Annotated in this window: 18 protein-coding genes; 14 read left to right on the top strand and 4 right to left on the bottom strand. The window is 52.0% G+C overall.

Annotated features, from left to right (window positions below; all coding sequences use genetic code 11):
* Positions 1-9: 9 nt before the first annotated feature.
* From KE531_17845 to KE531_17830, 4 genes are all read left to right on the top strand, one after another.
* Entirely contained in the window at positions 10-330 is a 321-nt protein-coding gene (locus tag KE531_17845) for a hypothetical protein (protein MBR9955456.1), read from the top strand.
* Between the two features lie 4 nt (positions 331-334).
* Entirely contained in the window at positions 335-1,294 is a 960-nt protein-coding gene (locus KE531_17840) for a hypothetical protein (GenBank protein MBR9955455.1), read from the top strand.
* A gap of 13 nt (positions 1,295-1,307) precedes the next feature.
* Positions 1,308-1,709 (top strand): GerW family sporulation protein, encoded by a 402-nt coding sequence (locus KE531_17835; GenBank protein ID MBR9955454.1) that lies wholly within the window; start codon positions 1,308-1,310, stop codon positions 1,707-1,709.
* Between the two features lie 126 nt (positions 1,710-1,835).
* Complete coding sequence (locus KE531_17830) at positions 1,836-1,973, top strand: hypothetical protein (protein MBR9955453.1); 138 nt, start codon at positions 1,836-1,838, stop codon at positions 1,971-1,973.
* A gap of 100 nt (positions 1,974-2,073) precedes the next feature.
* Here the strand turns inward: KE531_17830 and rpmB are convergent, their stop codons facing one another.
* A complete protein-coding gene (gene rpmB / locus KE531_17825) occupies positions 2,074-2,259 on the bottom strand; it encodes a 50S ribosomal protein L28 (protein ID MBR9955452.1) in 186 nt (61 codons plus the stop codon).
* 348 nt (positions 2,260-2,607) lie between these two features.
* Between rpmB and KE531_17820 the strand changes: the two genes are divergently transcribed.
* From KE531_17820 to KE531_17790, 7 genes are all read left to right on the top strand, one after another.
* Positions 2,608-2,967, top strand: a complete 360-nt coding sequence (locus tag KE531_17820; protein MBR9955451.1) for an Asp23/Gls24 family envelope stress response protein — start codon at positions 2,608-2,610, stop codon at positions 2,965-2,967.
* Positions 2,968-2,981: 14 nt separating this feature from the next.
* A complete protein-coding gene (locus tag KE531_17815; protein MBR9955450.1) occupies positions 2,982-4,640 on the top strand; it encodes a DAK2 domain-containing protein in 1,659 nt (552 codons plus the stop codon).
* 76 nt (positions 4,641-4,716) lie between these two features.
* Positions 4,717-6,771, top strand: a complete 2,055-nt coding sequence (recG, locus tag KE531_17810; GenBank protein MBR9955449.1) for an ATP-dependent DNA helicase RecG — start codon at positions 4,717-4,719, stop codon at positions 6,769-6,771.
* 63 nt (positions 6,772-6,834) lie between these two features.
* The gene (locus tag KE531_17805) at positions 6,835-9,042 is read left to right on the top strand and encodes a DNA topoisomerase III (protein ID MBR9955448.1); all 2,208 of its coding nucleotides are present in this window, start codon (positions 6,835-6,837) and stop codon (positions 9,040-9,042) included.
* Positions 9,043-9,112: 70 nt separating this feature from the next.
* Positions 9,113-10,153 carry a M42 family metallopeptidase gene (locus tag KE531_17800; protein MBR9955447.1) on the top strand — a complete coding sequence of 347 codons (1,041 nt, stop codon included), beginning with the start codon at positions 9,113-9,115 and terminating at the stop codon, positions 10,151-10,153.
* 20 nt (positions 10,154-10,173) lie between these two features.
* Complete coding sequence (locus tag KE531_17795; protein MBR9955446.1) at positions 10,174-10,644, top strand: YcxB family protein; 471 nt, start codon at positions 10,174-10,176, stop codon at positions 10,642-10,644.
* Positions 10,645-10,694: 50 nt separating this feature from the next.
* A complete protein-coding gene (locus KE531_17790) occupies positions 10,695-11,861 on the top strand; it encodes an amidohydrolase (protein MBR9955445.1) in 1,167 nt (388 codons plus the stop codon).
* A gap of 63 nt (positions 11,862-11,924) precedes the next feature.
* On the opposite strand, the gene KE531_17785 is transcribed toward KE531_17790, so the two are convergent.
* The 3 genes from KE531_17785 to KE531_17775 all read right to left on the bottom strand — a co-directional run bounded on the left by KE531_17785 (position 11,925) and on the right by KE531_17775 (position 14,573).
* Positions 11,925-12,194 (bottom strand): type II toxin-antitoxin system YafQ family toxin, encoded by a 270-nt coding sequence (locus KE531_17785; protein MBR9955444.1) that lies wholly within the window; start codon positions 12,192-12,194, stop codon positions 11,925-11,927.
* A 2-nt stretch (positions 12,195-12,196) separates the two neighbouring features.
* Entirely contained in the window at positions 12,197-12,418 is a 222-nt protein-coding gene (locus KE531_17780) for a hypothetical protein (GenBank protein MBR9955443.1), read from the bottom strand.
* 205 nt (positions 12,419-12,623) lie between these two features.
* On the bottom strand, positions 12,624-14,573 hold the full coding sequence (locus KE531_17775) for a PAS domain-containing protein (GenBank protein ID MBR9955442.1): 1,950 nt from the start codon (positions 14,571-14,573) through the stop codon (positions 12,624-12,626).
* A 349-nt stretch (positions 14,574-14,922) separates the two neighbouring features.
* On the opposite strand from KE531_17775, the gene KE531_17770 reads away from it, so the two are divergent.
* The 3 genes from KE531_17770 to KE531_17760 all read left to right on the top strand — a co-directional run bounded on the left by KE531_17770 (position 14,923) and on the right by KE531_17760 (position 18,574).
* A complete protein-coding gene (locus KE531_17770; GenBank protein ID MBR9955441.1) occupies positions 14,923-16,602 on the top strand; it encodes an ABC transporter substrate-binding protein in 1,680 nt (559 codons plus the stop codon).
* Positions 16,603-16,690: 88 nt separating this feature from the next.
* Positions 16,691-17,656 (top strand): ABC transporter permease, encoded by a 966-nt coding sequence (locus KE531_17765; GenBank protein ID MBR9955440.1) that lies wholly within the window; start codon positions 16,691-16,693, stop codon positions 17,654-17,656.
* 15 nt (positions 17,657-17,671) lie between these two features.
* Positions 17,672-18,574 (top strand): ABC transporter permease, encoded by a 903-nt coding sequence (locus KE531_17760; GenBank protein ID MBR9955439.1) that lies wholly within the window; start codon positions 17,672-17,674, stop codon positions 18,572-18,574.
* The last annotated feature ends 7 nt before the right edge of the window (positions 18,575-18,581 follow it).

Raw genomic sequence — 18,581 nt, 5'->3', positions numbered from 1 at the left:
TGAAGCCATATGCGCTTGTATGAAAGGCTGTACGCGGGCGAGCGGGCAAAAAAGCACAGATATAAAATCCTCCAGTCTCTCCGGCATGAAGAGGCGGCGGGGTATTATGTCTTAACGCCGCCTGCCAACGGGAAAAACCTCCTGGACATGTATCCGGCGTTCGTCTTAAAGCAGCCCTATTATAAGGAACAGGATCTTCTGATTTTAGGGATCGCCGAGGACTTCGAGGATGCCGCAGAGCTTGCGGGGCGTATCGTCTCGGAGGTCTATGAAAAGACAGGAGGCTTTGACGTACAGGGCTATCTGAAAGGAAAACTGATCAGGGAGTGAATCCATGCTCCATATTTTATTGTTGCTGTTAAAAATTATCGGGATTATCCTGCTTGCCGTTTTGGCGCTCCTGCTTCTTTTTCTTCTGGCCGTCCTTTTCGTGCCGGTGCGGTATAAGGGAGACGGCTCGTATCACGGCGGGATCAAAGGGACGGCGGCCGTCACCTGGCTGTTTCATGCCGTGTCGTTCCGCCTGGCTTATGACGGGGATATGGCTGTATCCTTTAAGCTCTTTGGATTTCCGCTGATTTCGGAAAAAGGGGAAAAAGAAGACGACGATTTTGCCGTACAGGCCGCGGAACTGAGGAGCGGGAGAGAGGCCCCATCGGAAGGAAAAAGGGCGGAGCCCCCAAAGGATCAGACGCAGAAGCCGGTTCCCCAAAACCCAAAGGAAGAAACGCAGGAGCCGCCTGCGGCTGAGATAGAGGCTCCAAAGCCCTCTGCGGAGAAAGAAAAAAAGGAAGACGGTGCGCCGGAACCGGAAAAGCCAAAGGAATCCAGGCTCGTTCGCTTTTTAAACCGCTTAAAAGAGAAAGCGCGGTCTCTCCGGAAACGGCTCTGCGGGACAGTACAGGGGCTGTTAAAAAAGAAAGAGGAGCTTTTAAAAAAATACGGAAAAGCAAGGGAATTCCTGGAAAAAGAGGAGAACCAGAAAACCTTTAAACTGGTCATAAGACAGGGGAAGCGCATTTTTTTCCACCTGTTTCCAAAGAAGCTGGAAGGCCATATCCGGTTCGGGCTTGAAGATCCCTACCGGATGGGGCAGATTTTATGCATCATCAGCCCATTTTATGGGTTTTACGGGAAAAACCTTGAAATAGAGCCTGTTTTTGATGAAACGGCTCTCGAGGGAGAAGTCTCGTTTAAGGGTCGGATTCGGCTCGGGACACTTCTGTTTCTCGGGCTCAGGCTGCTTGCCGATAAAAATTTCCGCGTGCTGTTAAGACGGTGGAGAAGAAGATAAGGAGGAATCACATATGGCAGAAAATCAGTTCCCATCTACGGTGGAGGCGCTGTTTAAAGGGATGGATCATTTTGTGACGACGAAAACCGTGGTGGGAGAGGCCGTGAAAATCGACGACACCATCATCCTGCCGCTGGTGGACGTCACCTGCGGGATGGCGGCCGGCTCCTTTGCCCAGAGCGCCAAAACCAACGCCGGAGGCGGCATGAGCGCGAAAATGAGCCCCAGTGCCGTGCTGGTGATCCAGAACGGCGTCACAAGGCTCGTGAACATCAAGCATCAGGACGCTGTCACCAAGGTCATCGACATGGTGCCGGATCTGGTGAACCGTTTTGTGGGCGGAAACGACATCTCCCCGAAGGCCATGGCGAAAGCAGAGGACATGGCGGAAGAGCTCGGGAAAGAAAACGAATAGCGGGAAGAAAGAAGCCGCATCCCCTCCGGCCGTCCGGCATAAGATGTAGTAACCGCTTTTTGTTTGCAGTAGCTGCGCCGCTGTTCCTTCGGGGCGCTGCCTGCAAATTCGCTTCCGGGAGGGATTATGAGAAGACTTTGCGGCCTTATGCTTTTCTGCGTCGGCATCGGTATGATCTGGGTACTGATAATCCCCAAGTCGTTTCTCATGGTGCTGCTTGCGGCAGGCCTCCTGATTGTGGGATATAACCTGTTCTGCTGTTAGGGGCGTCCTGGCTTTTGAAACAAAAAAGGGGGCATCCGTTTGTCTGACTGACAACACAGATACCCTCTGTCTTTTGCTGCAAAAACCTGTATCGGAGGCGTTATGCTCTTTCTACGAGACCGGATCTTAAGCAGGATGTACATACATACATCTTCTTTGCTCCGCCGTTTACCTTAACCCTTACAGATTTCACGTTTGCGTTCCAGATTCTGTTGGATCTTCTATGGGAATGGCTTACTCCATTACCAAAGTGAGCAGCTTTTTCACAAATAGCGCATTTTGCCATGGTTGCACCTCCTTAACAGTTCTTTGGACTCTTGAGTAAAAATCCATAACAAATGTATGATAGCAGATAGGATCGAATTTTGCAAGTAGATTTTCAAATTTTCTCATATTTTTATGGGAAAGATGGTTTGCTTTATAAAACGATGGATATTCCGCCCAAAACAAAACCCCAAATTGAATAGACAGCTTATGGGGGAATATGTTATAATAACACAAAGCGTGCGGTGACGTTATGCCTGCAAAGAGGCATGATAATACGCCCGCTGCACATGCTATTACTTAAGAAACAGATCCGCCGTCTCGGACGGAGATGCGAAAACGCAATTTCAGCGGAAACGGAGGCAGGTATATGAAGGGATGCATTAACAATAAAATGGGGCAGATTCAGATTGACACCGATGTAATCGCTTTTTATGCGGGGACGACGGCGGTGGAATGCTTCGGAATTGTCGGCATGGCGGCCGTCAGCATGAAGGACGGGCTCGTCAGGCTCTTAAAGCGCGAAAGCCTGACCCATGGAATTACCGTGACGGTAAGCGAAGACAATGCCATCAGCATTGATTTTCACGTGATCGTCTCCTACGGCGTCAGCATTTTAACGGTTGCCGACAACCTGATTGAAAACGTAAAATACAAAGTAGAAGAATTAACTGGAATGCCGGTGGAGAAAATCAACATCTTCGTCGAAGGCGTGAGAGTGATAGATTAAGGAGGAACTGATTCATGGAGTTAAAATCCATAGATGCCCCGCTGCTTAAAGCTGCGGTTCTGGCGGCAGCAAAAAGCCTGGAGGCAAAAAAAGAATGGATCAATGAATTGAACGTATTCCCGGTTCCGGACGGAGACACCGGCACCAATATGACGATGACGATCATGGCGGCTGCCAAAGAGGTGACAGCCCTGGAAAATCCCACGACGGAGTCCATTGCGAAGGCACTCTCGTCCGGCTCCCTGCGCGGGGCCAGGGGAAACTCCGGCGTCATCCTCTCACAGCTTTTCCGCGGATTCACAAAGGAGATCAAGGACACGGACGTCATCACGGTGACGGTTCTTGCAAATGCCTTCACCCGCGGCGCCGAGACGGCATATAAGGCCGTCATGAAGCCGAAGGAAGGCACGATTTTAACTGTGGCCCGCGGCATGGCGGAGCGGTCGGTGGAGCTGGCGGCACAGACGGACGACATCATCGAATTTCTGGAAAAGGTCATCGAGCAGGGCGACTATATTTTAAGCCAGACCCCGGAAATGCTCCCGGTCTTAAAGCAGGCCGGCGTCGTGGATTCCGGCGGACAGGGCCTTATGCAGGTGATGAAGGGCGGTCTCGACGGGCTTTTAGGCCGCGGCATCCCCTTTGATATGGAGGTTTCCTCCGGCGCCCAGGCCAAAGCTGCCCCCACGCGTCCGGAGCTTGAGACAGACGACATCAAATTCGGCTATTGCACCGAATTTATCATCAATACGGAAAAGCCCTTTGATGAAAAAGAAGAACAGAAATTCAAAGGGTATCTGGAGTCCATCGGCGATTCCATCGTCGTGGTTTCCGATGAGGACGTGGTAAAAGTCCATGTCCACACCAACCACCCGGGCCTTGCCTTTGAAAAAGCGCTGACCTACGGCTCCCTTTCCAGGATGAAAATCGACAACATGCGGGAAGAGCATAACGAGCGCCTGAATTTGAGCGGAGAAAAGGCAAAACCGCAGGAGACGAAGGAAGAGCCCAGGAAGAAATACGGCTTCATCGCCGTTTCCATCGGCGACGGCCTTGGTGAGATTTTCCGCGGCATCGGCGCCGACTACCTGATTGAAGGCGGCCAGACCATGAACCCGAGCACCGAGGACATGTTGAATGCCATCGACCAGGTGAACGCAGATGTGATTTACATCCTGCCGAACAATAAAAACATCATCCTGGCGGCCGAGCAGGCAAAGAGCCTTGTGGAGGACAAGCAGATTTTCGTTGTCCCGTCCAGGACTGTGCCCCAGGGGATTGCTGCCTTAATCAATTTCCTTCCCGACGCAGAGCCGGAAGAAAACATGGAAGCCATGGCGGAAGAAATGAGGCGCGTCCGCACCGGCCAGATCACGTATGCAGTCCGGACGACCACCATCGACGGTATGGAGATCCACGAGGGCGACATCATGGGCATCGGCGATTCCGGCATGCTGGCAGTGGGAACGTCCGTGGACGAAACGGCCATGGATACCTTAAAGAAGCTGGCAGAAGAAGACTCCGAACTCATCAGCATCTATTTCGGAGAGGACGTAAAGGAAGAGGAGGCCGAAGCGTTTGCAGAGCGGGTCCGGGAGGCATTCCCTGCCTGTGAAGTGGAAGTAAACGACGGCGGCCAGCCGATCTACTACTATTTAATGTCTGTGGAATAAAGAAAAGCAAGGGACTGTCTAGGCCTCCGGACATGGCGGCCGGGCAGTCCTTTTTGAAAGGAGCTTTGGAAACGGTATGGTTCAGGCACAGCCGGTAGAAATATTAAAGGGCGTCGGAGAGAAGACGGCCGGCCTGTTTTTGAAGGTGGGCGTAAAGACGGTGGACGATCTGCTCCACTATTATCCGAGGGCCTATGACACGTACCAAAAGCCGTCGGCCATCGGGGAATTAAAGGAGGGGGAAGTCGGCGTCGTGGACGGCTATTTAAAAAGCGGCGCCACTGGCCGGCATTTCGGAAGCACCTCCATCGTCACAGTCTCCATAAGCGATATGACGGGAAAGCTGCGGCTCGTCTGGTACCACATGCCCTATTTAAAAAACACCTTAAAGGCTGACAGCCGCTATATTTTCCGCGGCCGCGTCGTAAAAAAGAACGGCGTCCTCACCATGGAACAGCCCCAGATGTTTAAGCCGGAGGTGTACGCGGAGAGCCTGGGGCGCATGCAGCCCATCTATGCCCAGACGAAAGGCCTTGGAAATAAACTCATCACCTCGGCGGTGGAGCAGGCCGTCTCCATGCGGGAGATGGAGCGGGACTACCTTCCGGCAAGCCTCAGGACGGCTCACGAGCTGGCCGAATATAATTTTGCCATCGAGCACATCCATTTCCCGAAGGACGAGGCCGAGCTCCGCTTTGCCAGAAAGCGGCTTGTTTACGACGAGTTTTTCCTGTTCCTTCTGGCTGTGCGCCGCCTAAAGGAAAAAAGGCAGAACGTAAAAAGCGCCTATGTAATGGAGCGTCACGCCATGGCAGACGGGCTGAAAGCTTCCCTTCCCTACCGGCTCACAGCGGCCCAGGAGCGGACCCTTGGCGAGGTCTGGAGCGATTTAAAAAGCGGCGCCGTCATGAACCGGCTCATCCAGGGCGACGTGGGCTCCGGAAAGACGATCATCGCCGTTTTAGCTCTCCTTGCGGCCGCAGAAAACGGCTTCCAGGGCGCCCTCATGGTGCCGACGGAGGTGCTTGCAAGGCAGCATTTTGAGTCGGTCACGGCGCTTTTTAAAGCCCACGGGATCGAAAAGACGGCCGTCCTTGTAACCGGCTCCATGACGGCAAAGGAAAAGCGGACGGCATACGCCGCCATCGCCTCCCACGAGGCCGACATCATCATCGGCACCCATGCGCTAATCCAGGAAAAGGTTGTCTATGACCGGCTGGCCCTCGTGATTACCGACGAACAGCACCGGTTCGGCGTGGCGCAGCGGGAGATGCTGGGGAACAAAGGGGAAATGCCCCATGTGCTCGTCATGAGCGCGACACCGATTCCGAGGACGCTTGCCATCATCCTGTACGGCGACCTGGATATTTCCGTCATCGACGAGCTGCCGGCCGACCGGCTCCCCATCAAAAACTGCGTCGTGGACACCGGCTACCGGGAGCGCGCCTACCGGTTCATCCGCGGCGAGGTGGAAAAAGGCCGCCAGGCCTACGTCATCTGTCCGATGGTGGAGGAGAGCGAGATGATCGAGGCGGAGAACGTCCTGGATTATACGAAGGTGTTAAAGGAAAAGCTTCCGGGGATACGGGTGGAATACCTGCACGGAAAGATGAAGGGAAAAGAGAAAAACAAAATCATGGAGGCCTTTGCCGCCGGGGAAATTAAAGTGCTTGTTTCGACGACGGTCATCGAGGTGGGTGTCAACGTCCCAAACGCCACGGTCATGATGATTGAAAATGCCGAGCGGTTCGGCCTGGCGCAGCTCCACCAGCTTCGCGGGCGCGTCGGCCGTGGAAAGGAGCAGTCCTACTGCATCATGGTGGACGCCTCCGGCGACAAGGCGCAGAATGAGCGGCTGGCCGTCTTAAACAAGTCAAACGACGGCTTTTTCATCGCCTCCGAGGACTTGCGGCTTCGCGGCCCCGGAGACATTTTCGGGCTGCGCCAGAGCGGCGACATGGAGTTTCGGCTGGCCGATATTTATACGGACGCCGTAACGCTTAAGGAGGTCTCCGAGGACGTGAACCGGCTCCTTTCGGAGGATGAAAACCTGGAAAAACCGGAACACGCGGAGCTTAACAGGAAGCTTCAGGCGTATCTTTCGGAAAGCTATGAAAAGGTGAATTTGTAGGGCTTGTGAAAGAGGCGGATTCCGATTATAATAGACCGTGAACAGGAAAGAAAGGAGCATCCGATGAAGTCGCTTGTCATAGCAGAAAAGCCGTCCGTGGCCCGGGATATTGCCCGCGTTTTAAAGTGCCAGAAAAGCGGAAACGGCTTTCTTGAGGGAGATAAATACATCGTCACCTGGGGGCTCGGCCATCTCGTGACCCTGGCTGACCCGGAGGATTACGATAAAAAATATAAGGAATGGAAGTTGGAAGACCTGCCGATGCTGCCGGAGACCTTTAAGTTAGAAGTCATCCGCCAGACGGCAAAGCAGTACCATGCCGTAAAGGAACAGCTTCACCGGAAAGACGTTTCGTCGGTCATCATCGCCACTGACGCCGGAAGAGAGGGTGAGCTGGTGGCGCGTCTGATCTTAAAAAAGGCGGGAAATTCCAGGCCGTTAAAAAGACTCTGGATTTCCTCGGTGACGGATAAGGCCATCCGCGAGGGCTTTGAAAACTTAAGGGACGGCCGCGACTATGAAAATCTTTACGACGCGGCCATGTGCCGGGCGGAGGCCGACTGGATGGTGGGAATCAACGCCACCAGGGCGCTGACCTGCAAATACAACGCGAGCCTCTCCTGCGGCCGCGTCCAGACGCCTACGCTTTCCATGATCGCAAAACGGGAGGAACAGATCCGCCAGTTCGTGCCGAAGCCCTATTACGGCCTCCAGGCAAAATATCAGGGGCTTACATTTACCTGGCAGGACAAGGAGAGCAGGAGCACAAGCTCTTTTGATAAAAGCCGGATCGAAAGCATCCGCGAGGCCGTAAAAAACGGGAAAGCCGTCGTGACAAAGGTGCAGCGGACGCCGAAAAAGACCATGCCGCCGCTTCTTTACGACCTGACGGAGCTTCAGAGGGACGCAAGCAAGCGGTATGACTATTCCGCAAAGGAAACCTTAAATCTGATGCAGCGGCTCTATGAAAACCACAAGGTGCTGACGTATCCGCGGACGGATTCCAGGTATTTAAGCGCCGACATTGTGCCCACCTTAAAGGAGCGGCTGAAGGCCTGCTCCGTCGGCCCCTACCGCACCATCGGCGGCCGGCTGATCCGGCTTCCAATCCCGGAAAAGCCGTTTTTCGTGGACGATAAAAAGGTGTCTGACCATCACGCCATCATCCCGACGGAGCAGTTCGTGGAGCTTTCTCATATGACCGTCGATGAACGGCGGGTTTACGACCTTGTGGTGCGCCGGTTCCTGGCGGTTTTCTATCCGCCTTATGAATATGAGCAGACGTCCGTCACCGTGAAAATCGGGGATGAGACATTTATCGCCCATGGAAACGCCGTCAAAGAGGCCGGCTGGAAGGCGGTCTATGAGGCGGACGGCGGAGATGACTTCTTTGAGGAAGAAGAGGGCACGCCGAAGGAGAGCGCGGGACAGGCGCTTTTAAGCCTTAAGGAAGGCGATACGCTTACAGGCCTTGCGTTTTCCGTCACCGAGGGAAAGACGAAGCCTCCGGCCCACTTTAACGAGGCGACGCTGCTTTCCGCCATGGAAAATCCCGCGGCCTACATGGAATCGAAAGATAAGGCCATGGCGAAAACCCTGGGGGAGACCGGGGGCCTCGGCACCGTGGCGACCCGCGCCGACATCATTGAAAAGCTGTTTTCCAGCTTTCTGTTGGAGAAAAAAGGAAAGGATATCCTTTTGACCTCCAAGGCAAAACAGCTCCTTACGCTTGTGCCGGAGGACTTAAAAAAGCCGGAGCTGACGGCAGAGTGGGAGATGAAGCTCTCAAAAATTGCAAAAGGCGAGCTAAAGCGCGCCGATTTCATGGAGGACATCCGCGCCTATTCCGAGGAGCTGACCGGCCAGATCAAAGGCGGCGAGGGCACCTTCCGCCATGAAAACCTGACGAACACCAAATGCCCGCAGTGCGGAAAGCGGATGCTTCTCGTCAAAGGGAAAAACAGAGAAATGCTTGTCTGCCAGGACAGGGAGTGCGGCTACCGGGAAACCATCTCCAGGACGTCCAACGCCCGCTGCCCGGTCTGCCATAAAAAGATGGAGCTTCGAGGCAAGGGCGACGGCCAGATTTTCGTCTGCCGCTGCGGCTACAAGGAAAAGCTTTCTGCCTTTAAAGCGCGCCGGGAAAAGGAAGGCGCCGGCGTATCGAAAAAGGATGTGGCAAGGTATCTGAACAAACAGAAGAAGGAGGCCGCAGAGCCGGTCAACAATTCTCTGGCGCAGATGCTGTCCGGAATCAAACTGGAACCGTAAAAGCCGGGCGGCCGGATGAAAAACGGCCCGGCCGCCTGCTTACATAAAAAGGAAAAGAGGGGTAACAGGCATGAACAATGCAAAAAATTATGTCGACTATATCGTCGAACAGGCAAAAGCACTGATCGCCATCGACAGCCCGTCGGGCTACGGCGGCGCAGTCGGCGAGCACCTGTTAAAGGAGTTTGAAGCGCTGGGCTTTTCGGCTTACCGCACGAGAAAGGGCGGCATCATCGCCGACCTGGGCGGAGAGGACGCAGACGATGCGGTGCTTTTGGAGGCCCACTGCGACACCCTGGGCGCCATGGTGCATGAAATCAAGGCAGACGGCCGCTTAAAGCTCACAAACATCGGCGGCATGCAGGCCAACAACGCCGAGGCGGAAAATGTCCGCATCATCACGAAATTTAACGGCGTCTACGAGGGCACCTGCCAGCTTGCAAACGCCTCCGTCCATGTGAACGGGGAGTACGGCTCCACCCAGAGGACATGGGATTCGGTGGAGGTCGTCATCGACGAGAAGGTAAGCTCCAAAGAAGACGTAAAGGCCCTGGGCATCATGCCGGGCGACTATGTCTGCTTCGAGCCGCGGACGCGGGTGACGGAATCCGGCTACATCAAGAGCCGCTTCCTGGATGACAAGCTGTCTTCCGCCATTCTTCTCGGTTATGCAAAATACTTAAAAGACGAGGGCGTGACGCCGAAGCGCCGGATTTATCTCCACTTCACGATCTTTGAGGAGGTGGGCCATGGCGGTTCTGCATCCGTTCCGGAAGGCGTCACCGAGGCATGGTCCGTGGACATGGGCTGCGTCGGAAAGGGCCTTCAGTGTACGGAGCATGAGGTATCCATCTGTGCCAAGGACAGAGGCGGCCCATACAACTATGACATCGTGAAAAAGCTGGTGGAACTGGCAGAAGCCAACGGAATCGGCTATGCCGTGGACATCTATCCGTTCTACGGCTCCGACGTGGAAGCCACCTTAAAGGCCGGCTATGACATCCGCCATGCGCTCATCGGCCCCGGTGTCTATGCGTCCCACGGCTATGAGAGAAGCCACAAAGACGGCGTGGAGAACACCCTGCGCTTAATCCAGGCATACCTGGGCTAAAAAGAAAGGAGAGTGCCGGCATGGAACCAAAGTTTCGGCTTGAGACAGAAATGGGGTATGGGGAATACAGGCGGTTCTCCAGGACAGTCATGCTTCGTGTCAACCATATCGCCCTTGTGGCCCTTTTCATGATGGCAGTCCTGGCGGTTCTGTCTTACCTGACCTGGGATGCGTTCTATCTGATCCTGGCGGTTCTTGTGCCGGCAATTTTCTGGCTTGTCATCGAATACAAGACGAAGAAGGCTTATGCCTCCAACAAGGCCATGCAGGGCATGAAATCCGAGTATCTGTTTTATGACGATCATTTCGAGGCCAAAAGCAGCCTCGGGACGTCAGAAATCTCTTACGGCCAGCTTTATCTGGTTCTGGAGACGAAAGAGGATTTCTATCTGATGATCGGAAGGAACCAGGGCTGTGCCCTGGAAAAGAGCCGGTTTCCCGACGGGCTTTCGGAATTTTTAAGAGGACTTCCGGGGCATAAGAAGGCATAGAAAAAATTCTACGATATAGAAAAAATTCTATAATGAAGGAGGAGTTGCAAATGCTTGCAGTAACAAACGGAACAGTCGTCACCGTCACGAGCGGTACCATTGAAAACGGAACGGTTCTGGTAGAGGACGGAAAAATCAAGGCAGTCGGCGCCGGGCTTGAAATCCCGGAGGGAGCCGAGGTCATCGATGCCAAAGGCGGCGTCATCATGCCGGGCCTCATCGACTGCCACACCCATATCTGCAATTTCTGTGAGCCGAGAACCATGCCCGGCACCAGGATGGACGGCAACGAGGGCTCCAGCCCCATCACGCCGCAGCTTCGCGCGTTAGACGCCGTCAATCCCGAGGACTGGGCCATTGAGCCGGTGAGAAACGCCGGTTTTACCACAGTTTACACGCAGCCGGGCTCCGGCAACATCATCGGCGGCCAGGGTATTGCCATCAAGCTGGCCGGACATACGGCCGAGGAGATGATGATCCCGGGAACGGAGGCCATGAAGTTTGCCCTCGGCGAGAACCCGAAGCGGTTTCATGGACTGGAGCAGAGCCGGATGCCGTGGACGAGAATGGGGACGGCGGCTCTGCTTCGTGAGACGCTCTTTAAGGCGAAGAACTATTCCGACAAATTAAAGGCTGCCGAGACGGATCCGTCGAAAGCGCCGGAGCCGGATTTTGTCATGGACGCCCTTGTGCGTGTGGTGCGCGGCGAACAGCGCGTGAGGATCCACTGCCACCGTCAGGACGACATCATGACGGCCATCCGCATCGCTAAGGAATTCGGGCTGGACTTCACGCTGGAGCACGCCACGGAAGGGTATAAGATCAAAGACGTGATCGCCGAGAACCACATCACCTGTGTTGTCGGGCCGCTTCTTCTGGCGCCGGTGAAGCAGGAGGTCTGGGACCTGATCCTGGAGAATGCCGGAATCCTTACGGACGCAGGCGTCAAGGTCTGCCTGACGGCCGATACGGGCAGCGAGACCCAGTGGCTCCCCTACCAGGCCGGCCTTCTTGCAAGACGCGGCATGAGCGAGGAGAACATCATAAAGGGCCTTACGATTTACCCGGCTGAGGTCTTAAACCTTGACCATCGGATTGGTTCCTTAGAAGTCGGGAAAGATGCCGATATTGCTGTTTTTGACGGGAATCCGTTAAGCAATATGACGCTCTGCCGGATGACGATGATCGACGGGAATGTGGTACATAATACGCTGTAATGAGATACGGCCTGCCGGCGGATGCCGGCAGGCCGTGTTAAAGTGAATCAAGAAAAACTCTAATTATTTAAATAAATCGGAATGTGTGCCGGTTCGGTCAAGATACAATTCATCTTCATAAATTTCATAAATCAACAGCCAATCCGGCAGGATATGGCATTCTCTTCGCCCTTTGTAATTTCCTGATAAGTAGTGATCCTGGTTTTTTTGAGGCAGTTTTTCCGGAATGCGGAGTATCGTAACAACGTCTTCCAGCAGTTTTAAGTTATAGCCGCGCTTGGAACAAACCTTTAAGTCTTTCTTGAACTTTCCGGAAACATTTACTTTCAGCATCATCAATCCTCCAGGATCATCTTAAAAAGATCTTCTGTCGACCCGCTGAAATGCTGGCCTGCACCTGTCCGCTTCATTTCATCAATTTCTGCAAATGCTTCCAAAGTCTCAGCGTTTGGCTCTTCCTCCGGAATTGCCGCACCTTCCAAAATTCCCATAATGTAATATATTTTACTTTCCGGCACTCTATCCAATAACTGATGTGCGTATTCTCTATTGCTCATTTTTCACACCCTCTCTTTCTATTTTTCCCTGATTGTTTAAATGATAAAACAATTCAGGCTTTCTGCTCCGGTTGATAAAATTTTTTCTTTCGTGCCTTTCGGAAATCTGGTTAAAATTTTATCGTATCTTTATATTATGATAGCGTTATCTCTTGGCTTTGTCAATGAAATATACAGCCGCTTTGGACACCTGTCAAATAAGAATTTATGCAAACACCGCCTTAGAAAGAATATACTCCCCAAGCTCTGTGATCCGGCAGCCCTGTTTTGTCTTCAGGATTTCGATGTATCCGTCGTCGGAGAGCTTTGTCAGGATGGAGCGGATCTGGTGGGCGGTGAGGGCGTGGCCGGACTCGGAGAGCAGGACGGAGATCCGGTTGCAGCCGCAGTGAGGGTATGCTTTAATCAGGAAAAGAATTTCCTGCTCCGACTCCGAAAGAGCCGCGGCATTCTCGTCGGAAACATAGCGTACATACGGAGGCAGGCTGTCCAGAGACAGTTTTTTCCCTTTGTAAATACAGGAAAAATATCGAATCAGATTTTCCATCTCCTGAAAATTCCCCGGATAATTGTAAGAATACAGGAACCGCAGCAGCTCTGCGGAGAAGAGATCCTCCGGATGGCATACCGTCCCCGGAAACATACATCCAAAATAGAAACGGAAAAAATCAGGGATCTCATTTTTCATGTCACGCAGCTTTGGAAGCTTCAGCGCAAAAGCACTGAAATGGTAGAAAAGCTCTGGCAGGAACTGCCCGGATGCCGCGTGGCTGTCCAGATTTTCTGAGCCGGAGCAGATGATATGGGGCAAGTTCCGGTTTTCTCCGGTTTGAAGCTTTAAAAGTGAACAGAGACGGTGCTGGAACTGCATCGGCGCCGCTTCCAGGTGGTCGATAAAAATTACCCCTCCTGTACCTGCAAAACAGGAGTCCAGAGATTCGCCTTCTTCCGCAGCATTGATATAGGTAAAGGTCTCGCCGGAATGCCGGGAGGCCGCGTAGACGAAGCGGGCAAGAGGGAGCTGGAGCAGCCCGGCTTCCCCAAGGAGAAGAAGCGGAACCTCTGCCTCAGCCAATAGGATCAACTGATCGACAACGCCGGAAAAACAGGGACTTTTCTTAAACATCCGCAGAATTGCTGCGTCATGATCCGACATTTTTGTGGGAGGACTTTTTTGAACCAGAGCAGGCATCCCGCTTGGGGCTGCCTTTCTTATGGAAGCAAAAAACAGGTAACGGGTCTTTTTGGCGGAATCTGTATAACTTCTTGAAAAATAAAAATCTACCCATTCATCGTTTGCGTTCTGAATTAAAAGCGGAATCCCGTCTGTAATCTGATCCATTCTCAGAAGATAGTGCCAGTCTTTAAACAATTCCGGAAGGCGCCGGCCGACTAGTGCCGTTTTCTCAAGACAAAGGAGACGGCAGAAAGCCGGATTTACATGGAGAATCGTGCCGTCTGGCTCAGAGATACAAATACCGGAGTCAAGATAATCCAGTAATTTGCTGTTGTCATAGGAATGTGCCGTAAGCTTCCCAATCTCCGTCCGCATATATCGCATGAAATTTCCAACATAGCCTGCAAAGCTGGCCGTCACCTGGTTTAGGATGGTCTCTGGAAGTCCAAAGGTGGTTATGATGTGGCAGAGGGTAGCGATGTCTACGTTCCGGTTTCCGATATCAATGATATATTTGATGGTAGAAGGGGCAAGCCTGGCCTCCCCTGGGGTAATCGCATACTGAACCTCCGGGCTGATGGCTGGCCCGCCTGGGAAATAAATGCAGTATTGGTACTGGGAAAATCCAAGAGATATCAGGCTGCTTTTTATTGCCTCGCAGTTTTTCTGGCCGTCATTGATGATGCAGACGTCAGACCCAGGCGGAATCTCCAGAATTTTGTGCAGATATGTATAATTTAATTCGCGGCTGCATTGATGCATGGGGATCGGAAGGTGGCTGACCTGTTCGGACACCAGATTGCGGCAGAGGGCCGACGAAAAAAGCAGCATCTGATACTCCGGCAGCTTTTGCAGATCAATCTGATCGAATAATTGACAGTCAATGTCGATATAAGAATGAAAAAAGGAAGATAAGTAAGGATAAATACCAAGTTTTGCATTTTTATCAATATATATAAGCAGGATTTTTGGCTTCATAACAGTCCTCCTTGAATGAATTAGGCGATTATTATGGAGATAATACAATATATTTTGGTTAAAATCAACCTAAAGATTAAAAAACAAGAAAAACCGACATAGGAGAAAGTGAATGGACGAGAATTTAATGGATTTACATGGAATCGTTTGCTATAATATCAGTCAAAAGAAAAACTTGTCAAAATTTAACACAATAATATGGTTCTAAAAAACAATTTACCGAATACTTTTTAGGCATATTCCGGCATGTACCGAGCAGTGCATGAATAGAATTTCCAAAGAGTAAATGACCTAATTTCAGAAAATACAGGAAACCCGAAAACAAGATATATAAAAGGAGGAGATGTTTATGAAGAAGAAAATCAGGTGGTCAGCTTTAATCCTGGCAGCGGCAGTGGGACTTTCCGCATGTTCCGGCACAGGCTCACAGACTTCCGCAACTACGGCAGCGCCGGAAACGACAGCCAGTGCGGGCAGCTCTGCTGAGACGACAGCCGCCGCTGTCTCGGAGACATCAAGCGGAGAGAAGATTTTAACGATTGGTACTTACATGCCTGTCACAACGCTGGTGCCATGGAGAACAACATCAGACGGTGATGGCTATATTATCCGTCAGATCTACCACACTCTGGTGGAAATGAATAAAGAGTCGGAATTTACACCGAGCCTTGCAGAAAGCTGGGAGTGCAGTGAGGACGGCAAGGAATGGACGATTCATTTGAGAGACGATATTTACTGGCAGACAGGAAATGATCTGTTCGGTGATGAAAAAGTCCAGGTAACGGCAGACGATGTCAAATTTTCTTATGAGTATTACCTTGACCCGGATAATGGCTCCGTCCGCTATACGAACCTGGTAGATACCATTGACAAAATCGAGGTGGTGGATGACTTCACCATCAAATTCTTCCTGAAGGATATCGACGTCCTTTTCGAGTATAAGATGTACCAGAACTATATTATCCCGAAGAAGGCGATTGATGAGGGATGGGATTTCGAGGCACATCCGGTTGGTTCCGGTGCCTACAAATTTGTAGAACATGTGGTAGATACGAGAGTTGTTCTGGAAAAGAATGAAGACTTCTGGCAGGAACCCGGACTGGATAAAATCGAGTACCGGATTATTACAGACAAGTCGGTTTCGGCCATCGCCCTTCAGAATAAAGAGATTGATATTTCACTGGCAATCCTTCCGACAGAAATTGCATCGGTTAAGGAAAAGGATTATCTTGTCATGGATGATACCGGCGGCTCCTTAAGATGGGTTGGCTTTAACTGCCGCGACGAACTTTTCCAGGATCCGGAAATCAGGAAGGCACTGTCCATGGCTGTTGATGTGGACGGAGCTGTTCAGGCCGTTTACGGAAATGACTCGGGCGTAAAGCTTGCCATTCGCGGCTACTCCTGCGTAACCCCGGAACGTCCCGGATATGACAACGATGCCTGCCAGGCAGTAGCACCCGTTTACGATCCGGCAGCAGCCCAGGCAAAACTGGAGGAGCTTGGATGGTCGAAGGGCTCTGACGGCATTTATGCAAAAGACGGACAGAAGCTTCAGTTTACCATTCAGGTAGGAAACAATGATGCAAACCGAGAGAAAATGGCAGTTATCGTTTCTTCCCAGTTAAAGGCCATCGGTGTAGACTGTACGGCACAGACCGTTGAGTGGGGAACCCATACGACCGATATTAAGAACGGCAATGTGCAGATGTACGTTCTTGGCGGATACAGCAACCTGGACGGCCCATTGAGACTGATGCACAGTGATGATGCCAATTTCTCACCGAACTGCGGTTATGCAAACGACGAGCTGGATGCTATCCTTGATGAGGCATGGAAAACCGTGGATTACGACGCAAGGTGCGCGCTGATTGCAGAGGCCAGTGCCATGTTTGCGGCAGATGCGCCCCACCTGGCCTGCTGGTACGAATATGCCCAGACAGGATACAACACGCGCGTCAAAGATTTTGATTATGCAACTGTATATCAGGCGCTCTGCAGCACGGAAAGAAATGTAACGGTAGAATAAGCAGCTGGCAAAATTAAGAGAAGCAGCAGACGCGGTCAGCGGGCGCCCAAAACAGCAGGCGCCCGCATTTACATAAAGGAGCGTTGATATGTGGACTTACATTGTTAGAAGACTTTTGCAGGCGATTCCAACGCTGTTGGTTATTTCTTTTCTGATCTTTTCCCTGCTTTACGTTACGCCGGGCGACCCGGTGGAACTGATTTTCGGAACAGAAGATCAGAGCCTTTCCGAAGAACAGAGACAGATTATTATGGAAGAGTGGGGGCTCGACAAACCATTTTTAATCCGGTATAAGGATTTTGTCGTGGATGCCCTGGGAGGAGATCTTGGCGTTTCCTACGCTACGAACCAGCCTGTATTTGAAAGCGTTATGGAGCGGATGCCGGCCACTTTTACCCTGGCGGCTTTCGCCATGATTCTGTCGTTAATCATTTCTGTGCCGCTTGGAATGCTGGCGGCCTTAAAACATAACAGCATATGGGATTCTCTGGCTACGGCTCTTGCTACTATTGGAGTTTCCCTCCCCAAATTCTGGTTTGGCCTTGTTTTAATGATCTATTTTTCACTGAAACTGGGCTGGCTTCCCAGCACAGGATCGGCAGATCTCATGACAGACGGCCTTGGGGAATTTTTAAAGCATATTATCATGCCTGGTTCTGCTCTGGCTCTTGGAATGGCGGCCACCCAGACGAGAATGATCCGCTCCAGCATGTTAGACGTGCTGGGCCAGGATTATGTCCGCTACGCCAGAAGCAAAGGCTTAAGAGAGAAGATTGTCATCTGGGGCCATGCCTTTAAAAATGCAATGATTCCGGTGATTACCGTGGTTGGTTCGGAAATCGGAAGCCTTTTGGGCGGTGCCGTTGTTACGGAATCCATTTTTTCCTGGCCTGGTGTCGGACGTCTGGCGGTTAATTCCATTTCCAAAAGAGATTATCCGATGATTCAGGGAATTACGCTGCTTCTCTGTACCAGCTATCTGGTTATCAATCTTCTGGTGGATATTGTCTACGCATGGGTAGACCCGCGGATCCGCCTTGACAAGAAATCATAGGAGGGAGGAAGGAAAATGGCAGAAGAAAAGAAAAAAGATTTTGAATTTGAAGATGAAATTTCCCTTCCTGTAACCAGTTATTGGAAGGACGTTGTCAGAAGGTTCTGCAAAAATAAAATTGCTGTCCTTGGCCTCGTTCTCCTTTCCGTCATCATCATTCTCTGCGTTGGAGCGCCGCTTTTTACGGATTATGATCCGGTCATTGATATGGATCTGATGAATATGCTTGTGGAACCGGGCGACGCAGAGCACCCGTTAGGCACCGACGACCTTGGCCGCGACATCTGGTGCCGTCTCCTTTACGGCGGCCGCAGCTCCCTTTTAACAGGCCTTTCCGTCGCAGCGGCCGCAGCCGTAATCGGCGTCGTCATCGGTCTGTACAGCGGATATTTCGGAGGCGTGATCGAAAGCATCCTGATGCGTTTTACGGATATCATGCTGTCGTTCCCGTTCCTGATTGTAGCCATTGCCATTATGTCTGTTCTCGGTTCCAGCCAGAGAAATATTATCATTACGCTGGCAGTCACAAGCTGGCCGAGGTTTGCCAGACTGACCCGCGGCCAGGTTCTTTCGGTAAAGAACATGGAATATGTGGAGTCTGCCAAGGCGGCCGGCTTTAAAAATGCCAGGGTTATTTTCCGTCATGTCCTTCCCAACTGCATCGGCCCCTTAATTATCCAGGGGACACTGGCCGTGGGCAGCGCCATTCTTTCCGCGGCGAGCCTTAACTATCTGGGGCTCGGCGCCGATGCGGCGGCTCCCGACTGGGGCATGATGTTAAGCCAGGGAAAGAATTATTTGCAGCTTGCTCCTTATCTGACGACAATCCCAGGGCTTGCGATCTCCATCACGGTTCTTTCAATGAACTGGATTGGCGACGGGCTCAGGGACGCGTTTGATCCCAAGATGAGAAAGTAGGTGGACA

This window comes from Eubacteriaceae bacterium Marseille-Q4139 (assembly GCA_018223415.1).
Lineage (GTDB): Bacteria > Bacillota > Clostridia > Lachnospirales > Lachnospiraceae > CABSIM01.
The sequence above is the reverse complement of the archived record's forward strand: the minus strand, read 5'-3'. Positions and strand labels throughout refer to the sequence as shown.

Bases quoted from the DNA above. Each gene is read 5' to 3' on its own strand.
- KE531_17845 (MBR9955456.1), top strand. From the start codon at position 10: ATGCGCTTGTATGAAAGGCTGTACGCGGGCGAGCGGGCAAAAAAGCAC.
- KE531_17840 (MBR9955455.1), top strand. From the start codon at position 335: ATGCTCCATATTTTATTGTTGCTGTTAAAAATTATCGGGATTATCCTG.
- KE531_17835 (MBR9955454.1), top strand. From the start codon at position 1,308: ATGGCAGAAAATCAGTTCCCATCTACGGTGGAGGCGCTGTTTAAAGGG.
- KE531_17830 (MBR9955453.1), top strand. From the start codon at position 1,836: ATGAGAAGACTTTGCGGCCTTATGCTTTTCTGCGTCGGCATCGGTATG.
- rpmB (MBR9955452.1), bottom strand. From the start codon at position 2,259: ATGGCAAAATGCGCTATTTGTGAAAAAGCTGCTCACTTTGGTAATGGA.
- KE531_17820 (MBR9955451.1), top strand. From the start codon at position 2,608: ATGAAGGGATGCATTAACAATAAAATGGGGCAGATTCAGATTGACACC.
- KE531_17815 (MBR9955450.1), top strand. From the start codon at position 2,982: ATGGAGTTAAAATCCATAGATGCCCCGCTGCTTAAAGCTGCGGTTCTG.
- recG (MBR9955449.1), top strand. From the start codon at position 4,717: ATGGTTCAGGCACAGCCGGTAGAAATATTAAAGGGCGTCGGAGAGAAG.
- KE531_17805 (MBR9955448.1), top strand. From the start codon at position 6,835: ATGAAGTCGCTTGTCATAGCAGAAAAGCCGTCCGTGGCCCGGGATATT.
- KE531_17800 (MBR9955447.1), top strand. From the start codon at position 9,113: ATGAACAATGCAAAAAATTATGTCGACTATATCGTCGAACAGGCAAAA.
- KE531_17795 (MBR9955446.1), top strand. From the start codon at position 10,174: ATGGAACCAAAGTTTCGGCTTGAGACAGAAATGGGGTATGGGGAATAC.
- KE531_17790 (MBR9955445.1), top strand. From the start codon at position 10,695: ATGCTTGCAGTAACAAACGGAACAGTCGTCACCGTCACGAGCGGTACC.
- KE531_17785 (MBR9955444.1), bottom strand. From the start codon at position 12,194: ATGCTGAAAGTAAATGTTTCCGGAAAGTTCAAGAAAGACTTAAAGGTT.
- KE531_17780 (MBR9955443.1), bottom strand. From the start codon at position 12,418: ATGAGCAATAGAGAATACGCACATCAGTTATTGGATAGAGTGCCGGAA.
- KE531_17775 (MBR9955442.1), bottom strand. From the start codon at position 14,573: ATGAAGCCAAAAATCCTGCTTATATATATTGATAAAAATGCAAAACTT.
- KE531_17770 (MBR9955441.1), top strand. From the start codon at position 14,923: ATGAAGAAGAAAATCAGGTGGTCAGCTTTAATCCTGGCAGCGGCAGTG.
- KE531_17765 (MBR9955440.1), top strand. From the start codon at position 16,691: ATGTGGACTTACATTGTTAGAAGACTTTTGCAGGCGATTCCAACGCTG.
- KE531_17760 (MBR9955439.1), top strand. From the start codon at position 17,672: ATGGCAGAAGAAAAGAAAAAAGATTTTGAATTTGAAGATGAAATTTCC.